The sequence below is a fragment of the Kluyvera cryocrescens NBRC 102467 genome, assembly GCF_001571285.1.
In the GTDB taxonomy this organism is placed as follows: domain Bacteria; phylum Pseudomonadota; class Gammaproteobacteria; order Enterobacterales; family Enterobacteriaceae; genus Kluyvera; species Kluyvera cryocrescens.
Map to the genome: position 1 here is coordinate 9,852 of NZ_BCTM01000046.1, position 16,367 is coordinate 26,218.

34 protein-coding genes are annotated in these 16,367 nt (G+C 50.3%); 1 reads left to right on the forward strand and 33 read right to left on the reverse strand.

Going from position 1 to position 16,367, the window contains the following annotated elements:
• Positions 1-44 precede the first annotated feature (44 nt).
• The 30 genes from zntR to rpsJ form a co-directional block, all read right to left on the reverse strand.
• The gene (gene zntR / locus KCR01S_RS21660; protein ID WP_061285034.1) at positions 45-470 is read right to left on the reverse strand and encodes a Zn(2+)-responsive transcriptional regulator; all 426 of its coding nucleotides are present in this window, start codon (positions 468-470) and stop codon (positions 45-47) included.
• Entirely contained in the window at positions 470-841 is a 372-nt protein-coding gene (locus tag KCR01S_RS21665; RefSeq protein ID WP_061285035.1) for a DnaJ family domain-containing protein, read from the reverse strand. Before KCR01S_RS21665 ends, zntR begins: the two co-directional genes overlap by 1 nt.
• Positions 842-949: 108 nt before the next feature.
• Positions 950-1,336: a 50S ribosomal protein L17 gene (gene rplQ, locus KCR01S_RS21670; RefSeq protein ID WP_002919206.1), complete on the reverse strand. Its 387-nt coding sequence runs from the start codon at positions 1,334-1,336 to the stop codon at positions 950-952.
• 40 nt (positions 1,337-1,376) lie between these two features.
• A complete protein-coding gene (locus tag KCR01S_RS21675; protein ID WP_002438685.1) occupies positions 1,377-2,366 on the reverse strand; it encodes a DNA-directed RNA polymerase subunit alpha in 990 nt (329 codons plus the stop codon).
• A 25-nt stretch (positions 2,367-2,391) separates the two neighbouring features.
• Entirely contained in the window at positions 2,392-3,012 is a 621-nt protein-coding gene (gene rpsD / locus KCR01S_RS21680; protein WP_052284893.1) for a 30S ribosomal protein S4, read from the reverse strand.
• Positions 3,013-3,044: 32 nt separating this feature from the next.
• Entirely contained in the window at positions 3,045-3,434 is a 390-nt protein-coding gene (rpsK, locus tag KCR01S_RS21685) for a 30S ribosomal protein S11 (protein ID WP_043081126.1), read from the reverse strand.
• A gap of 16 nt (positions 3,435-3,450) precedes the next feature.
• The gene (rpsM, locus tag KCR01S_RS21690) at positions 3,451-3,807 is read right to left on the reverse strand and encodes a 30S ribosomal protein S13 (RefSeq protein ID WP_052284892.1); all 357 of its coding nucleotides are present in this window, start codon (positions 3,805-3,807) and stop codon (positions 3,451-3,453) included.
• Between the two features lie 146 nt (positions 3,808-3,953).
• On the reverse strand, positions 3,954-4,070 hold the full coding sequence (rpmJ, locus tag KCR01S_RS21695) for a 50S ribosomal protein L36 (protein ID WP_000868187.1): 117 nt from the start codon (positions 4,068-4,070) through the stop codon (positions 3,954-3,956).
• 31 nt (positions 4,071-4,101) lie between these two features.
• A complete protein-coding gene (gene secY, locus KCR01S_RS21700; RefSeq protein ID WP_035894987.1) occupies positions 4,102-5,433 on the reverse strand; it encodes a preprotein translocase subunit SecY in 1,332 nt (443 codons plus the stop codon).
• 7 nt (positions 5,434-5,440) lie between these two features.
• Positions 5,441-5,875 (reverse strand): 50S ribosomal protein L15, encoded by a 435-nt coding sequence (rplO, locus tag KCR01S_RS21705; protein WP_052284891.1) that lies wholly within the window; start codon positions 5,873-5,875, stop codon positions 5,441-5,443.
• A 3-nt stretch (positions 5,876-5,878) separates the two neighbouring features.
• Positions 5,879-6,058, reverse strand: a complete 180-nt coding sequence (gene rpmD / locus KCR01S_RS21710) for a 50S ribosomal protein L30 (protein ID WP_003863301.1) — start codon at positions 6,056-6,058, stop codon at positions 5,879-5,881.
• Positions 6,059-6,061: 3 nt separating this feature from the next.
• Positions 6,062-6,565, reverse strand: a complete 504-nt coding sequence (gene rpsE, locus KCR01S_RS21715; protein ID WP_052284890.1) for a 30S ribosomal protein S5 — start codon at positions 6,563-6,565, stop codon at positions 6,062-6,064.
• A gap of 14 nt (positions 6,566-6,579) precedes the next feature.
• Positions 6,580-6,933, reverse strand: a complete 354-nt coding sequence (gene rplR / locus KCR01S_RS21720) for a 50S ribosomal protein L18 (RefSeq protein ID WP_052284889.1) — start codon at positions 6,931-6,933, stop codon at positions 6,580-6,582.
• Positions 6,934-6,942: 9 nt separating this feature from the next.
• Entirely contained in the window at positions 6,943-7,476 is a 534-nt protein-coding gene (rplF, locus tag KCR01S_RS21725) for a 50S ribosomal protein L6 (protein WP_061285036.1), read from the reverse strand.
• Positions 7,477-7,488: 12 nt separating this feature from the next.
• Positions 7,489-7,881, reverse strand: a complete 393-nt coding sequence (rpsH, locus tag KCR01S_RS21730; protein WP_003031127.1) for a 30S ribosomal protein S8 — start codon at positions 7,879-7,881, stop codon at positions 7,489-7,491.
• A gap of 30 nt (positions 7,882-7,911) precedes the next feature.
• Positions 7,912-8,217 (reverse strand): 30S ribosomal protein S14, encoded by a 306-nt coding sequence (rpsN, locus tag KCR01S_RS21735; RefSeq protein WP_003031125.1) that lies wholly within the window; start codon positions 8,215-8,217, stop codon positions 7,912-7,914.
• Between the two features lie 14 nt (positions 8,218-8,231).
• Positions 8,232-8,771 carry a 50S ribosomal protein L5 gene (gene rplE, locus KCR01S_RS21740; protein WP_061285037.1) on the reverse strand — a complete coding sequence of 180 codons (540 nt, stop codon included), beginning with the start codon at positions 8,769-8,771 and terminating at the stop codon, positions 8,232-8,234.
• A 14-nt stretch (positions 8,772-8,785) separates the two neighbouring features.
• A complete protein-coding gene (gene rplX / locus KCR01S_RS21745) occupies positions 8,786-9,100 on the reverse strand; it encodes a 50S ribosomal protein L24 (RefSeq protein WP_052284887.1) in 315 nt (104 codons plus the stop codon).
• A gap of 10 nt (positions 9,101-9,110) precedes the next feature.
• Positions 9,111-9,482: a 50S ribosomal protein L14 gene (rplN, locus tag KCR01S_RS21750; protein ID WP_000613954.1), complete on the reverse strand. Its 372-nt coding sequence runs from the start codon at positions 9,480-9,482 to the stop codon at positions 9,111-9,113.
• 163 nt (positions 9,483-9,645) lie between these two features.
• The gene (rpsQ, locus tag KCR01S_RS21755) at positions 9,646-9,900 is read right to left on the reverse strand and encodes a 30S ribosomal protein S17 (protein ID WP_052284886.1); all 255 of its coding nucleotides are present in this window, start codon (positions 9,898-9,900) and stop codon (positions 9,646-9,648) included.
• Positions 9,900-10,091, reverse strand: a complete 192-nt coding sequence (gene rpmC / locus KCR01S_RS21760; RefSeq protein WP_002919754.1) for a 50S ribosomal protein L29 — start codon at positions 10,089-10,091, stop codon at positions 9,900-9,902. Before rpmC ends, rpsQ begins: the two co-directional genes overlap by 1 nt.
• The gene (gene rplP / locus KCR01S_RS21765) at positions 10,091-10,501 is read right to left on the reverse strand and encodes a 50S ribosomal protein L16 (protein ID WP_035894979.1); all 411 of its coding nucleotides are present in this window, start codon (positions 10,499-10,501) and stop codon (positions 10,091-10,093) included. The genes rpmC and rplP overlap by 1 nt, the downstream gene beginning before the upstream one ends.
• A 12-nt stretch (positions 10,502-10,513) precedes the next feature.
• Positions 10,514-11,215, reverse strand: a complete 702-nt coding sequence (gene rpsC / locus KCR01S_RS21770; protein ID WP_000529945.1) for a 30S ribosomal protein S3 — start codon at positions 11,213-11,215, stop codon at positions 10,514-10,516.
• A gap of 17 nt (positions 11,216-11,232) precedes the next feature.
• Positions 11,233-11,565, reverse strand: coding sequence for a 50S ribosomal protein L22 (rplV, locus tag KCR01S_RS21775; RefSeq protein ID WP_052284885.1), 333 nt, complete (start codon positions 11,563-11,565; stop codon positions 11,233-11,235).
• A 14-nt stretch (positions 11,566-11,579) separates the two neighbouring features.
• On the reverse strand, positions 11,580-11,858 hold the full coding sequence (gene rpsS / locus KCR01S_RS21780) for a 30S ribosomal protein S19 (protein ID WP_001138115.1): 279 nt from the start codon (positions 11,856-11,858) through the stop codon (positions 11,580-11,582).
• A 16-nt stretch (positions 11,859-11,874) separates the two neighbouring features.
• Positions 11,875-12,696, reverse strand: coding sequence for a 50S ribosomal protein L2 (gene rplB, locus KCR01S_RS21785; protein WP_052284884.1), 822 nt, complete (start codon positions 12,694-12,696; stop codon positions 11,875-11,877).
• A 17-nt stretch (positions 12,697-12,713) separates the two neighbouring features.
• Positions 12,714-13,016: a 50S ribosomal protein L23 gene (gene rplW, locus KCR01S_RS21790; protein ID WP_052284883.1), complete on the reverse strand. Its 303-nt coding sequence runs from the start codon at positions 13,014-13,016 to the stop codon at positions 12,714-12,716.
• Positions 13,013-13,618: a 50S ribosomal protein L4 gene (gene rplD, locus KCR01S_RS21795; protein ID WP_003031119.1), complete on the reverse strand. Its 606-nt coding sequence runs from the start codon at positions 13,616-13,618 to the stop codon at positions 13,013-13,015. The genes rplW and rplD overlap by 4 nt, the downstream gene beginning before the upstream one ends.
• Before the next feature lie 10 nt (positions 13,619-13,628).
• On the reverse strand, positions 13,629-14,258 hold the full coding sequence (gene rplC / locus KCR01S_RS21800) for a 50S ribosomal protein L3 (RefSeq protein WP_052284882.1): 630 nt from the start codon (positions 14,256-14,258) through the stop codon (positions 13,629-13,631).
• 32 nt (positions 14,259-14,290) lie between these two features.
• Positions 14,291-14,602, reverse strand: a complete 312-nt coding sequence (gene rpsJ / locus KCR01S_RS21805; RefSeq protein ID WP_001181005.1) for a 30S ribosomal protein S10 — start codon at positions 14,600-14,602, stop codon at positions 14,291-14,293.
• A gap of 377 nt (positions 14,603-14,979) precedes the next feature.
• Between rpsJ and KCR01S_RS21810 the strand changes: the two genes are divergently transcribed.
• Positions 14,980-15,456: a prepilin peptidase gene (locus KCR01S_RS21810; protein ID WP_061285038.1), complete on the forward strand. Its 477-nt coding sequence runs from the start codon at positions 14,980-14,982 to the stop codon at positions 15,454-15,456.
• Here the strand turns inward: KCR01S_RS21810 and bfr are convergent.
• The 3 genes from bfr to KCR01S_RS25500 all read right to left on the reverse strand — a co-directional run.
• Positions 15,440-15,916, reverse strand: coding sequence for a bacterioferritin (bfr, locus tag KCR01S_RS21815; protein WP_061285039.1), 477 nt, complete (start codon positions 15,914-15,916; stop codon positions 15,440-15,442). The two genes, KCR01S_RS21810 and bfr, sit on opposite strands and share 17 nt — an antisense overlap.
• 73 nt (positions 15,917-15,989) lie before the next feature.
• A complete protein-coding gene (bfd, locus tag KCR01S_RS24560) occupies positions 15,990-16,184 on the reverse strand; it encodes a bacterioferritin-associated ferredoxin (protein WP_035894970.1) in 195 nt (64 codons plus the stop codon).
• The coding region (locus KCR01S_RS25500; RefSeq protein WP_218007481.1) for a hypothetical protein at positions 16,165-16,367 on the reverse strand (203 nt) is incomplete at its 5' end. The genes KCR01S_RS25500 and bfd, both read right to left, overlap by 20 nt.

Consider the following 16,367-nt stretch of genomic DNA (forward strand, 5'->3'; position numbering starts at 1 on the left):
GTGTATTTATTACGCGGCGAGTGTAAATCTAAACCACGAAAGACTCAACAGCCATTTCCGCTCGCTTCAGCCCCCTGTTCAAGGATGCCAAGAATGGAGCAGAATTCGCTGCTGTGCGATGTGCCACAACAAGCATCATTCAGCTTACTCAATGCCTGCTGCATAGTCTGTAGCTCGGCAATACGAGATTCAACCTCGCTCAAGCGTGCCTGCACGATACCTTTTGATTCCTGGCAGGTATGATGCTCCGGATCGACGCGGATCGACAGCAGTTCGCGGATCGATTCCAGCGTAAAACCTAACTGCCGCGCGTGGCGAATAAACTTAAGACGCTGAAGATCGTCTGCGGTATAAAGACGGAAGCCGCCTTCGGTACGCACGTCGTGGCTCATCATTTGCTGCTTTTCATAATAGCGCACGGTGTCAGGGGTCACGCCTGCCTGTTTTGCCAGTTCACCTATTCGGTACATCATGATTCCTCGTTAATTTTATGCAGCAGCTTATCGGCATAATCGCCGCGCAGAAAATCAGTGCTTAATACGGCTTGCCGCAATTTCATCTCTATCAACGCCAGTCGTCGGCTCAACTCCTGATAGCGATCGTCTTCTTTGTGAATGCTCTTAAGCACATCGCTCAACGCCAATGCTTCTTTACGCTGCTCGAGTTCTGGCGGCAAACAACCTGCATTTTTCAGTAGCCGATAGCCTGAACGAAGATCTTCCGGTACGCAGGAATCATCATCAAGAGTGAGTGGTTCACCATACCCGGGAAGGTTTTCGAACTCGCCTTTACGCTGTGCATCAATGATATGACGCTCGGCCCATTGGTCAAGTAACCACATATTGCCACTCCAGGAAACAGATGGAAGAGATAGGGGTATTGTAGAAGGGAGATGAAGGAGGGGATATAAAAAAACCCGCCGAGGCGGGTTTTTTTATTTTACTGCAAATTACTCTGCAGCTGCTTCTGCTTTCGGCTCAGCACGATCAACCAGCTCGATGTATGCCATCGGCGCGTTGTCGCCTGCACGGAAGCCACACTTCAGAATGCGAGTGTAACCACCGGCGCGGCTCGCGAAACGCGGGCCCAGCTCGTTAAACAGTTTTGCCACGATCTCGTTATCACGAGTACGGGCGAATGCCAGACGACGATTAGCTACGCTATCAGTCTTGGCAAGAGTAATCAGCGGCTCAACTACGCGACGCAGTTCTTTCGCTTTCGGCAGGGTCGTCTTGATGATTTCATGACGAACCAGCGAACCAGCCATGTTACGGAACATAGCCTGGCGATGGCTGCTGTTGCGGTTCAGTTGACGACCACTCTTACGATGGCGCATGACCTTATCCTTCTCAGTAAAACCTTAACCTGTGATCCGGTTACTCGTCAGCAATGCTTGCCGGTGGCCAGTTTTCCAGGCGCATGCCCAGAGACAGTCCACGGGAGGCCAGCACGTCTTTAATCTCGGTAAGAGATTTTTTACCCAGGTTCGGCGTTTTCAGCAACTCAACCTCGGTACGCTGTACCAGATCACCGATATAGTGGATAGCTTCTGCCTTAAGGCAGTTAGCAGAGCGGACAGTCAATTCCAGATCGTCAACAGGGCGCAGCAGGATCGGATCGAACTCTGGTTTCTCCTCTTTCACTTCCGGCTGACGTACATCACGTAAGTCAACGAAAGCTTCCAGTTGTTCAGCCAGAATGGTTGCCGCACGACGAATCGCCTCTTCAGGATCGATTGTGCCGTTGGTTTCCATCTCGATGACCAGCTTGTCCAGGTCGGTACGCTGTTCTACACGCGCTGCTTCAACATTGTAGGCAATACGCTCTACAGGGCTGTAGCAGGCGTCGACCAACAGACGGCCGATCGGGCGCTCATCTTCTTCCGAATGAATTCGGGCAGAAGCCGGCACATAACCACGACCGCGCTGAACTTTGATGCGCATGCTAATAGATGCGTTCTCATCGGTCAGGTGGCAGATCACGTGCTGCGGCTTGACGATTTCGACATCACCATCATGGGTGATATCGGCTGCAGTCACAGGGCCAATGCCAGATTTATTCAAGGTAAGAATAACTTCATCTTTACCCTGAACTCTCACCGCCAGCCCTTTCAGGTTGAGCAGGATTTCAAGGATATCTTCCTGAACGCCTTCTTTGGTGCTGTACTCATGAAGTACACCATCAATCTCAACCTCGGTCACCGCGCAACCCGGCATCGATGAGAGCAGAATACGGCGCAGTGCGTTACCCAGAGTATGGCCAAAGCCACGCTCTAAAGGCTCAAGGGTCACCTTGGCGTGCGTCGAACTCACTTGCTCGATATCTACCAGGCGCGGTTTTAGAAACTCTGTCACAGAACCCTGCATTGTGTCCTCTCTTTGGTACTAAGCTTTACTTGGAGTAAAGCTCGACGATCAGGTGTTCGTTAATGTCCGCAGACAGATCAGAACGCTCAGGCTGACGCTTGAACGTGCCTTCCATCTTGCCAGCATCAACTTCCAGCCAGGTTGGCTTTTCACGCTGTTCAGCCAGCTCCAGAGCGGCTTTAACGCGAGATTGCTTTTTCGCTTTCTCACGAATGCTAACAACGTCATTCGCTTTAACCTGATAAGAAGCGATGTTAACAACACGACCGTTTACCATGATTGCTTTGTGGCTAACCAACTGGCGTGACTCGGCACGGGTGGCGCCGAAGCCCATACGGTATACTACGTTGTCCAGACGACCTTCCAGCAGAGTCAACAGGTTTTCACCGGTGTTGCCTTTCAGACGTGCTGCTTCTTGATAATAGTTACGGAACTGACGCTCCAGCACGCCGTAAGTACGACGAACTTTTTGCTTTTCACGCAACTGCACACCATAGTCAGACAGACGCGGTTTACGCGCACCGTGCTGGCCAGGAGCTTGTTCAATTTTACACTTGGTATCGATCGCGCGAACGCCAGACTTAAGGAATAAGTCGGTGCCCTCACGACGGCTCAGCTTGAGCTTAGGACCCAAATATCTTGCCATTTTCTTTCTCCAACAATCCTAGAAACGAGGCGTTATACGCGACGTTTTTTCGGCGGACGACAACCGTTATGAGGGATCGGAGTCACATCAGTAATATTAGTGATGCGGAAACCAGCGGCGTTCAGAGCACGAATAGTAGATTCGCGGCCTGGACCCGGACCTTTAACCATAACTTCCAGATTCTTGATACCGTAATCTTTTACGGCTTCAGCGCAACGCTCTGCTGCAACCTGAGCTGCAAACGGAGTGGATTTGCGAGAACCACGGAAACCGGAACCACCGGCTGTTGCCCAACCCAGCGCGTTACCCTGACGATCAGAGATGGTAACGATGGTGTTGTTAAAAGAAGCATGGATATGAGCCACGCCATCAGAGACTTGTTTTCTTACACGTTTACGTGCACGAACTGGTGCCTTTGCCATTATTCAATCACCCCGATTATTTCTTGATCGGTTTGCGCGGACCCTTACGGGTACGAGCGTTGGTCTTGGTACGCTGGCCGCGAACCGGGAGACCACGACGATGACGCAAACCGCGATAGCAACCAAGATCCATAAGACGCTTGATGCTCATGCTAACTTCACGGCGCAGATCACCTTCAACGACAAATTTGGCAACTTCGTCACGCAGCGTGTCGATTTGTCCTTCAGACAGCTCACTGATCTTAACATTTTCAGCGATACCCGCTGCAGCCAGAATGGCCTTAGAACGGGTCTTACCGACGCCATAGATCGAGGTTAACGCGATCACAGCATGTTTCTGATCAGGAATGTTAATGCCTGCTATACGGGCCACTATGCACTCCTACTATTTAATATGTACGCACCATGCTGAAAAGCCCGTTTTCAGGATACTCAAATGGAAACGCACAGACATACAAAAGATTGGCTGGCTAATCTAGCCAGCTCAACCCAACTTTGCAAGAAAAATATGCGATTAAATCAGCCTTGGCGCTGTTTATGCTTTGGCTCGGCACTGCAAATCACACGGATGACACCATCACGCTTAACGATTTTGCAGTTACGGCATAATTTCTTGACGGAAGCACGAACTTTCATTTTTACTCTCCGTAACTTCTCGAGCGACCTTTTAGCGGCTATAGCCTTTGAGGTTCGCCTTCTTCAATGCAGACTCGTACTGACTTGACATCATCAGAGTTTGCACTTGAGCCATAAAGTCCATAATCACGACAACAACAATAAGCAGCGATGTCCCACCGAAGTAGAACGGCACTTTCATTGCATCACGCATGAACTCCGGGATCAGGCAGATAAAGGTAATGTAAAGCGCACCAACCAAGGTCAGGCGGGTCATTACTTTATCGATATACTTCGCCGTTTGCTCTCCCGGACGAATTCCTGGTACAAATGCACCGGACTTCTTCAGGTTATCTGCTGTTTCACGCGGGTTGAAGACCAACGCCGTGTAGAAGAAACAGAAGAAGATGATTGCAGACGCATAGAGTAACACATAAAGCGGTTGCCCAGGCTGCAAATACAGCGAAATTGTTGTCAGCCAGTTCCAACCGGTACCGCCCCCGAACCATGACGCGATGGTCGCCGGGAACAGAATAATACTGGAAGCGAAGATTGCTGGGATAACCCCGGCCATATTCACTTTCAGCGGTAAATGTGTGCTCTGTGCAGCATAGACACGACGACCCTGCTGACGTTTAGCGTAGTTTACCACAATGCGGCGTTGACCACGTTCAACGAATACAACAAAGAACGTCACTGCAAACACTAATACTGCAACCAACAGCAACAGGAGGAAGTGCAGGTCGCCTTGACGCGCTTGCTCGATGGTATGGGCAATCGCTGGCGGGAGTCCCGCAACGATACCAGCGAAGATAATGATTGAGATACCGTTACCGATACCACGCTCAGTAATCTGTTCGCCGAGCCACATCAGGAACATAGTCCCTGTAACCAGACTCACAACAGCGGTGAAATAGAATGCAAAGCCTGGATTGATTACCAGGCCCTGCATACCAGGCATATTCGGTAAACCGGTAGCAATACCGATTGACTGGAATATCGCCAGCACCAGAGTGCCGTAACGGGTGTACTGGCTGATCTTACGACGACCAGACTCCCCTTCTTTCTTGATCTCTGCTAGCGTTGGATGAACCACCGTCAGCAGCTGGATAATGATCGATGCCGAAATATACGGCATGATCCCCAGAGCAAAGATCGAAGCACGGCTGAGAGCACCACCAGAGAACATGTTAAACATCTCAATGATGGTGCCTCGCTGTTGCTCAAGCAGTTTGGCAAGTACAGCGGCATCAATACCAGGGATCGGAATAAAAGAGCCAATACGGAACACAATAAGCGCACCGATTACAAACAGCAGTCTGCGTTTCAGCTCGCCTAAGCCACCTTTGGCACTTTGAAAATCTAATCCCGGTTGTTTAGCCATCTGCTACTTATTCCTCGATTTTACCGCCAGCAGCTTCGATAGCAGCACGAGCGCCTTTCGACACGCGCAGGCCACGAACAGTTACCGGAGTAGAAACTTCGCCAGCCAGGATCACTTTCGCGAACTCGATCTGGACACCGATAATGTTAGCTGCTTTCAGCGTGCTCAGGTCAACAATACCGCCTTCCACTTTCGCCAAGTCAGACAGACGGATTTCCGCTGTGATCGCTGCTTTGCGAGAAGTGAAGCCGAACTTCGGCAGACGACGGTACAGAGGCATCTGGCCGCCCTCGAAACCACGACGTACGCCACCGCCAGAACGAGACTTCTGACCTTTGTGACCACGACCGCCGGTTTTACCGAGGCCAGAACCGATACCACGACCCAGACGGCGACCCGCCTTTTTAGAGCCTTCGGCCGGAGACAGAGTATTTAAACGCATCTCTTACTCCTCAACTTTAACCATGAAGTAAACCGCGTTGACCATACCACGAACAGCAGGAGTATCCTCGCGTTCTACGGTGTGACCAATACGACGCAGACCCAGGCCAAGCAGCGTTGCCTTGTGTTTCGGCAGACGACCGATTGCACTGCGGGTTTGAGTAATTTTAATAGTCTTTGCCATGGTTTATTTCCCCAGAATTTCTTCAACGGATTTACCACGCTTGGCAGCGACCATTTCTGGAGATTTCATATTTTCCAGGCCATCGATAGTTGCACGAACCACGTTAATCGGGTTAGTAGAACCATACGCTTTAGCCAGAACGTTACGAACCCCAGCGACTTCCAGAACGGCGCGCATTGCACCACCGGCGATGATACCGGTACCTTCGGAAGCCGGCTGCATGAATACACGAGAACCTGTGTGAGTACCCTTAACTGGGTGCTGCAGGGTGCCGGTATTCAGCGCGACGTTAATCATATTGCGACGAGCTTTTTCCATCGCTTTCTGGATTGCTGCTGGAACTTCACGCGCTTTACCGTAACCAAAACCAACGCGACCGTTACCATCGCCTACTACAGTCAGAGCTGTGAAGGAGAAAATACGACCACCTTTAACGGTTTTAGATACGCGGTTTACCGCGATCAGCTTTTCCTGCAGTTCGCCAGCTTGTTTTTCGATGTGAGACATCTTACACCTCTACCTTAGAACTGAAGGCCAGCTTCACGGGCAGCATCTGCCAGTGCCTGGACGCGACCATGATATTGGAACCCGGAACGGTCAAAGGACACAACTTTAATGCCTTTTTCCAGAGCGCGTTCAGCGACAGCTTTACCCACAGCTGCTGCAGCGTCTTTGTTACCGGTGTACTTCAGTTGTTCAGTGATAGCTTTTTCTACAGTAGAAGCAGCTACCAGAACTTCGGAACCGTTTGGTGCAATGACCTGTGCGTAAATATGACGCGGGGTACGATGTACCACCAGGCGAGTTGCACCCAGCTCCTGGAGCTTGCGGCGTGCGCGGGTCGCACGACGGATACGAGCAGATTTCTTATCCATAGTGTTACCTTACTTCTTCTTAGCCTCTTTGGTACGCACGACTTCGTCGGCGTAACGAACACCCTTGCCTTTATAAGGCTCAGGACGACGGTAGGCACGCAGATCTGCAGCAACCTGGCCGATCACCTGCTTATCAGCGCCTTTCAGCACGATTTCAGTTTGAGTCGGGCATTCTGCCGTAATACCTGCAGGCAGCTGATGGTCAACTGGGTGTGAGAAGCCTAAAGCCAGGCTTACAACATTCCCTTTAACCGCTGCACGATAACCTACACCAACCAGCTGTAGCTTCTTAGTGAAGCCTTCGGTAACACCGATAACCATTGAGTTCAGCAGGGCACGCGCGGTACCAGCCTGAGCCCAACCGTCTACGTAACCATCACGTGGACCGAAGGTCAGTGCATTGTCTGCATGATTAACTTCAACAGCATCGTTGAGAGTACGAGTCAGCTCGCCGTTTTTACCTTTGATCGTAATAACCTGACCGTTGATTTTTACATCAACGCCGGCAGGAACAACGACCGGTGCTTTAGCAACACGAGACATTTTTTCCTCCGATTAGGCTACGTAGCAGATAATTTCGCCACCAAGACCAGCTTGGCGCGCTGCACGATCAGTCATAACACCTTTAGAGGTAGAAACAACTGCGATACCCATGCCAGCCATAACTTTTGGCAGCTCGTCTTTGCGCTTATAAATGCGCAGACCTGGGCGACTGACACGCTGAATGCTTTCTACAACAGCTTTACCCTGGAAATACTTAAGAGTAAGTTCCAGTTCCGGCTTGGTGTCGCCTTCAACTTTAAAATCTTCAATAAAACCTTCTTCCTTCAGCACGTTGGCAATTGCCACTTTCAGCTTGGAGGAAGGCATGGTGACCGCAGCTTTATTCGCGGCCTGACCGTTACGGATACGGGTCAGCATATCCGCGATCGGATCTTGCATGCTCATCTGTCTTTACTCCCGTGATTCAATTGGTAATTACCAGCTAGCCTTTTTCAAGCCTGGTACTTCACCGCGCATAGCGGCTTCACGTAACTTGATACGGCTCAACCCGAACTTGCCCACATAGCCATGCGGACGACCTGTCTGGCGGCAGCGGTTACGCTGACGGGACGGGCTGGAATCACGCGGCAGAGACTGCAGCTTCAGAACTGCGTTCCAACGATCTTCGTCGGTCGCGTTCACATCAGAGATAATAGCTTTCAGTTCAGCGCGTTTTGCGAAGTACTTATCAGCTAAAGCTACGCGCTTAACTTCGCGTGCTTTCATTGATTGCTTAGCCATTCAGTAACCCTACCTTACTTGCGGAACGGGAAGTCAAAGGCAGCCAGCAGAGCACGGCCTTCTTCATCAGATTTCGCAGTAGTGGTAATGGTAATATCCAAACCACGCACGCGGTCGACTTTATCGTAGTCGATTTCTGGGAAGATGATCTGCTCACGGACACCCATGCTGTAGTTACCACGACCGTCGAAAGACTTAGCGGACAAGCCACGGAAGTCACGGATACGTGGAACAGCAATAGTGATCAGGCGCTCAAGGAACTCCCACATGCGTTCGCCACGCAGAGTTACTTTACAGCCGATCGGATAGCCCTGACGGATTTTGAAGCCTGCAACTGATTTGCGTGCTTTGGTGATCAGCGGTTTTTGACCGGAGATTGCTGTCAGATCAGCTGCTGCGTTATCCAGCAGTTTCTTGTCAGCGATCGCTTCACCAACACCCATGTTCAGGGTGATCTTCTCGACCCGAGGGACTTGCATGACAGAATTGTAGTTAAACTCAGTCATGAGTTTAGCGACTACTTCGTCTTTGTAGTAATCATGCAGTTTCGCCATCGTACTACTCCAAATTACTTGATAGTTTCGCTGTTAGATTTGAAGAAACGGACTTTTTTGCCGTCTTCGAATCTAAAGCCTACACGGTCAGCCTTGCCGGTTGCCGCGTTGAAGATAGCAAGGTTAGAGATCTGAATCGCTGATTCTTTCTCTACGATGCCGCCTGGTTGGTTCAGGGCCGGAACCGGCTTCTGATGTTTCTTAACCAGGTTGATACCTTCAACAATGACCTTGCCGGAAGACAGGACATTTTTTACTTTACCGCGTTTACCTTTATCTTTACCGGTTAACACGATAACTTCGTCATCACGACGGATCTTCGCTGCCATGATTCGCTCCTTAGAGTACTTCTGGTGCCAGAGAGATAATTTTCATGAACTTCTCGTTACGAAGTTCACGAGTTACCGGCCCAAAAATACGCGTACCGATAGGTTGCTCGCTGTTATTGTTTAAAATAACGCATGCATTACCATCGAAGCGAATGACAGAACCGTCCGGGCGACGAACACCCTTCTTGGTGCGCACCACTACCGCCTTCAGCACATCACCTTTTTTGACCTTACCACGTGGAATTGCTTCCTTGATGGTGATCTTGATGATGTCGCCTACGCCTGCGTAGCGACGGTGCGAGCCACCCAGAACCTTGATACACATTACGCGACGTGCACCGGAGTTGTCGGCGACGTTCAGCATAGTCTGTTCTTGGATCATTTTAGTGCTCCGCTAATGTCAACTACTACTGAGACCCGAATTCAGGTCATTATAAAGCCCCATATCGAGGGCGCGGCATTATAACACCGCTTAAACGATATGGGTAGAAAAAATAGACGGCCCATTGCTGAGCCGTCTATTCGTATCGAGAACGAGTACTGTATTACAGAATCGCTTTCTCTACAACGCGAACCAGCGTCCAGGACTTAGTCTTGGACAGTGGACGGCATTCACGGATTTCAACCTTGTCGCCGATACCACATTCGTTGTTCTCGTCATGTACGTGCAGTTTGGTCGTACGTTTGATGAATTTGCCGTATACCGGGTGTTTCACCATACGTTCGATAGCAACAACAATGGATTTCTCCATTTTGTCACTAACTACGCGACCTTGCAGAGTACGGATTTTATCGGTCATTACGCACCCGCCTTCTGAGTCAGTAAAGTCTTAACGCGTGCAACATCACGACGAACCTGCTTCAGCAGGTGAGTCTGTTGCAGCTGGCCGCTTGCAGCCTGCATGCGCAGGTTGAACTGCTCACGCAGTAAGTTCAGCAGCTCAGCGTTCAGCTCTTCAACGCTTTTTTCACGCAGCTCTTTTGCTTTCATTACATCACCGTCTTAGTTACAAAGGTGGTTTTGATCGGCAGTTTCGCTGCAGCGAGGCCGAATGCTTCACGGGCCAGCTCTTCCGGAACACCGTCCATTTCATACAGGACTTTACCCGGCTGAATCAAGGCAACCCAATACTCCACGTTACCTTTACCTTTACCCATACGCACTGCCAGCGGTTTCTCGGTGATCGGTTTGTCCGGGAATACACGGATCCAGATCTTACCTTGACGCTTAACTGCACGGGTCATTGCACGACGTGCTGCTTCGATCTGACGGGCAGTCAGACGACCACGGCCAACAGCTTTCAGGCCGAAGCTGCCGAAGCTAACATCCGTACCCTGCGCCAGACCACGGTTGCGGCCTTTGTGCACTTTACGGAATTTTGTACGCTTTGGTTGTAACATCAGCGACGCTCCTTATTTCCGGCCTTTACGCTGCTGCTTTTTAGGTTGAGCAGCCGGTTTTTCCGGTTGTTCAACAGCAGCCATACCACCCAGGATCTCACCTTTGAAGATCCATACCTTAACGCCGATTACACCGTAAGTGGTGTGCGCTTCAGAGGTGTTGTAGTCGATGTCAGCACGCAGAGTGTGCAGCGGTACGCGACCTTCACGGTACCATTCGGTACGTGCGATTTCCGCGCCGCCCAGACGGCCGCTAACTTCAACTTTGATACCTTTAGCGCCCAGACGCATTGCGTTCTGTACAGCACGCTTCATAGCACGACGGAACATAACGCGACGTTCCAGCTGAGAAGTGATGCTGTCAGCAACCAATTTAGCGTCCAGTTCAGGCTTACGAACTTCGGCGATATTGATCTGAGCAGGAACGCCAGCGATATCCGCTACGACCTTGCGCAGTTTTTCTACGTCTTCGCCTTTCTTACCGATTACGATGCCAGGACGAGCGGTGTGAATAGTCACACGGATGCTCTTAGCTGGACGCTCAATAACGATACGAGATACGGACGCCTTCGCCAGTTCCTTTGTCAGGTACTGACGTACTTTAAAATCGCTGTCCAGGTTGTCAGCGAATTCTTTGGTGTTCGCGAACCAGGTAGAGTTCCATGGTTTGACAATACCCAGGCGAATACCATTAGGATGTACTTTCTGACCCATTGCTAGTCTCCAGAGTCTCAGCGATCGGACACAACCACAGTAATGTGGCTGGTGCGCTTCAGGATGCGATCTGCACGACCTTTAGCACGCGGCATAATGCGCTTCATGCTTGGGCCTTCGTCTACGAAAATTTTCGCAACTTTCAGATCATCAATGTCAGCGCCATCGTTGTGTTCAGCGTTAGCAATGGCAGATTCCAGTACTTTCTTAACCAGTACAGCCGCTTTTTTGTCGGTGTAGGTCAGAATATCCAGGGCCTGCGACACTTTCTTACCGCGAATCAGGTCAGCAACAAGGCGAACCTTCTGAGCAGAAGAACGAGCATGGCGATGTTGAGCTAAAGTTTCCATCTCTTCCTCCTACCTTATTTCTTCTTCGCTTTTTTATCAGCAGCATGGCCGCGATAAGTACGAGTCGGTGCGAATTCACCCAGTTTGTGACCAACCATTTCGTCGGAAACAAAGACTGGAACGTGCTGACGACCATTATGGACAGCGATGGTCAAACCGATCATGTTAGGAAAGATCGTTGAACGACGGGACCAAGTGCGCAGGGGCTTCTTGTCTCCGCTTTCCACCGCTTTCTCTACCTTCTTCAGCAAGTGCAGGTCAATAAAAGGACCTTTCTTGAGAGAACGTGGCATGGCTTATCCTCTAAAATTATTTGCTACGGCGACGTACGATGAATTTATCAGTACGCTTGTTGCTGCGGGTCTTCTTACCTTTGGTCTGCAGGCCCCATGGGGAAACCGGATGCTTACCAAAGTTACGACCTTCACCACCACCATGTGGGTGGTCGACTGGGTTCATCGCAGTACCGCGAACGGTAGGACGAACACCACGCCAGCGTGCAGCACCTGCTTTACCCAGAACGCGCAGCATATGCTCAGCATTGCCAACTTCGCCCATGGTTGCACGGCAGTCTGCTTCGACTTTACGCATTTCACCAGAACGCAGACGCAGGGTGACATAAGCACCGTCGCGAGCAACGATCTGAACGTAAGTACCAGCGGAACGTGCCAGCTGACCGCCTTTACCTGGTTTCATTTCTACGTTATGAACGGTAGAACCAACCGGGATATTGCGCATCGGCAGGGTGTTACCTGCTTTGATTGCAGCATCAACGCCAGACTGAATCTGGTCGCCAGCTTTCAGGCCTTTAGGGGCCAGAATGTAACGGCGCTCGCCATCTTTGTACAGAACCAGCGCGATGTTCGCGGAACGGTTCGGATCGTACTCAAGACGCTCAACAACAGCTGGGATACCATCTTTGTTGCGTTTGAAGTCAACAATACGGTAAGCCTGCTTGTGACCACCACCGATGTGACGAGTGGTGATGCGGCCATTGTTGTTACGACCACCGGATTTGCTGTTTTTTTCAACCAGCGGAGCAAAAGGTTTGCCCTTGTGCAGCTCTGGGTTGACCACTTTAACAACGTGGCGACGACCCGGAGATGTCGGTTTACATTTAACAACTGCCATTGTATTACTCCTCCGACTTACTCAGCGCCGCCGACGAAGTCCAGATTCTGGCCTTCCTTCAGGGTGACGTAAGCTTTTTTCCAGTCGCTACGACGACCGATACGCTGTCCGTGACGTTTAACTTTCCCTTTAACTACTAGGGTGTTAACGACTTCGACTTCGACTTCAAACAGTTTCTGCACAGCAGCTTTGATTTCTGCTTTGGTCGCGTCTTTAGCAACTTTGAGAACGATGGTATTTGTTTTTTCCATCGCAGAAGACGCTTTTTCAGAAACGTGCGGTGCGCGCAGCACCTTCAGCAGACGTTCTTCACGAATCATGCCAGCATCTCCTCAACTTGCTTAACAGCATCAGCAGTCATTACGACTTTGTCGAAGGCGATCAGGCTAACCGGGTCGATACCAGTTGCATCGCGTACGTCAACCTTGTGCAGGTTGCGCGCAGCCAGGAACAGGTTTTCGTCCAGCTCACCGGTGATGATCAGCACATCTTCCAGAGCCATGTCTTTCAGTTTCTGTGCCAGCAGCTTAGTTTTAGGCGCTTCAACAGAGAATGATTCGACAACGATCAGACGATCCTGACGTACCAGTTCGGACAGAATGCTTTTCAGCGCGCCGCGGTACATCTTTTTGTTAACTTTTTGACTGTGGTCCTGTGGACGAGCAGCGAAGGTCACGCCACCTGAACGCCAGATCGGGCTCTTGATAGAACCTGAACGCGCACGGCCGGTACCTTTCTGGCGCCATGGCTTTTTGCCTGAACCAGTTACTTCAGCACGAGTCTTCTGAGCACGAGTACCCTGACGAGCACCAGCTGCATAAGCAACAACAACCTGGTGAACCAGCGCTTCGTTGAAATCACGACCGAAGGTAGTTTCGGAAACAGTCAGCGCGCTCTGCGCGTCTTTCAATACTAATTCCATTGCTATCCCCTTACGCCTTCACAGCTGGTTTAACGATCAGGTCGCAACCGGTCGCACCCGGAACACCACCTTTAACCAGCAGCAGGTTGCGCTCAGCGTCAACGCGTACTACGTCCAGGCTCTGAACAGTGACACGTTCGTTGCCCAGCTGACCTGCCATTTTCTTGCCTTTGAACACTTTGCCCGGAGTCTGGTTCTGACCGATAGAACCCGGAACGCGGTGAGACAAGGAGTTACCGTGAGTCGCGTCCTGGGTACGGAAGTTCCAGCGCTTAACGGTACCAGCGAAACCTTTACCTTTAGAGGTACCGGTTACGTCAACTTTTTTAACGTCTGCAAACAGTTCAACGCTAATGTTCTGACCAACGGTGTATTCTTCACCATCTGCCAGACGGAACTCCCACAGGCCGCGGCCAGCTTCAACGCCAGCTTTAGCAAAGTGGCCAGCTTCCGGCTTGGTTACACGGTTAGCTTTTTTAGCACCAGTGGTAACCTGAACAGCGCGGTAGCCATCGTTAGCCAGATCTTTGATCTGAGTAACGCGGTTTGCTTCGACTTCGATTACGGTTACTGGGATAGAGACGCCATCTTCAGTGAAGATGCGGGTCATACCCACTTTTTTACCGACTAAACCAATCATTGTATCAACCTCTCAATCGCTCGATGACCTGATTAACCCAGGCTGATCTGCACGTCTACACCGGCAGCCAGGTCCAGACGCATCAGAGCATCAACGGTTTTTTCAGTTGGCTCAACGATGTCAACCAGACGCTTGTGAGTGCGAATTTCGTACTGATCACGCGCGTCTTTGTTAACGTGCGGGGAGATCAGAACGGTAAAGCGCTCTTTGCGGGTCGGCAGCGGGATCGGACCACGAACCTGCGCACCAGTGCGCTTGGCAGTCTCGACGATTTCCGCGGTTGATTGATCGATCAGACGATGATCAAACGCTTTCAAACGGATACGGATTCTTTGGTTCTGCATGAGACCAGAGCTCCAATTATTTTATAGACGAAATAGTTACTCCTCAAACCCATTACGATTGATGGGAGAGTGTAACCGTTCTTACAGAGTTCCCCGATTGGGAACATTGTCTGGTATCGCTTTCGCAGTACCGGTGGCTCATATCGAACCGCTGTCAATATTAGACAAGCCCGCGCATTATACACAAATAGCCACATGAAGCAAGCCGTGTTTATAAATTACTCACTCTGAACTGCGGGCAAAGCCGGGCTTCAACGTGAATCCCATGTAACAGAAATAGATACTCTGGATAGGGCACCGCAACCGCCGCCCGCGCATCTTTATTCTCTCCCCGACGGCCAGCACACTGTGGACGCACTATACAACGGACATAACTCATGGATCTCTGCACGCTACTTTTCGCCTTGCTTTACCTCTATTTCAGCGCTCTGCTTTGCTGGCACGACATACGAAGCGGGCTATTACCAGACCGGTTTACCTGCCCACTACTCTGGTCAGGGATCCTATATCACCTGCATCATTCACCCTCGCTAATTGCGGATACGCTGTGGGGAGCGATTGCCGGCTACGGCAGTATGTCACTATTCTATTGGGGATATCGGATATTGCGGCAACGCGAAGGGTTGGGCTATGGCGACGTGAAATATCTGGCCGCGCTCGGTGCGTGGCACGGTTGGCAGCAGTTACCGCTGCTGTTGATAGCGGCATCCGTGATGGCCTGCGTGTTTGTCGCAGCTAAAGCACTGTGGTATCAAACGATAACAGATATAAAAAACCCACTGCCTTTTGGCCCATTTATGGGTGCAGCGGGTTTTATACTGATAGGGGTTTCGACGGTTAGTCTGCGACTTTAATCTGCGATTGCAGATAGTTTTGCAGCCCAATTTTGCCAATGAGTTCGAGCTCAGTTTCCAGCCAATCGATATGATGCTCCTCCTCGGTGAGGATCGTAATCAGCATATCGCGACTCACATAGTCATGTACGCTATCCGCATAGGCAATGGCCTCACGCAAATCTTTGGCGCCATCCAGCTCGAGCTTCAGGTCAGACTGCAGCATTTCTTCGACATCTTCGCCGATATGCAGTTTGCCAAGATCCTGTAGATTGGGGATCCCTTCAAGAAACAGAATACGCTCGATGTACTGATCGGCGTGTTTCATTTCATCAATGGATTCGTGATACTCAACATCGTTGAGGCGCATCAGGCCCCAGTTTTTGAACATTCTCGCATGGAGAAAGTATTGATTGATTGCGACAAGCTCATTTCCCAATAATTTATTGAGATAATTTATAATCTTAACATCACCTTTCATTATATAGACCCTCCGCTTCCACTAATTGAAGCGTAGAACGGGCTACCGGGATGTCAAAAAAAAGAAATTGAGGTCAGGCGATCTCTTTGAACTCGGGCATTTGCATTAATTCGTCTTCCATAACTTCTCGTGCAGCGCGAACGCACTTACCGCATTGATTTCCAATAGGAATACATTTTCTTAATTGTTGGAAAGACTGCGGATGAAACTGGCGCACCGCCTGGCGAATTTTTTTATCACTCACGCCATTACACAAACACACGTACATAGCCACTCCCGTTCAATTTCTGAACAAAGTGTAAGTGAGAATAATTATGATTACAATAGCCAACAGAGAAATGCAGCACGAAATAAGCGAACAAATCGTGCGGAATATATACATATCCCTCTTTTCCAAATAGCAAAAAGGGTGCCGAAGCACCCTTTTTAAGCTCAAAACTAATTATTAAAT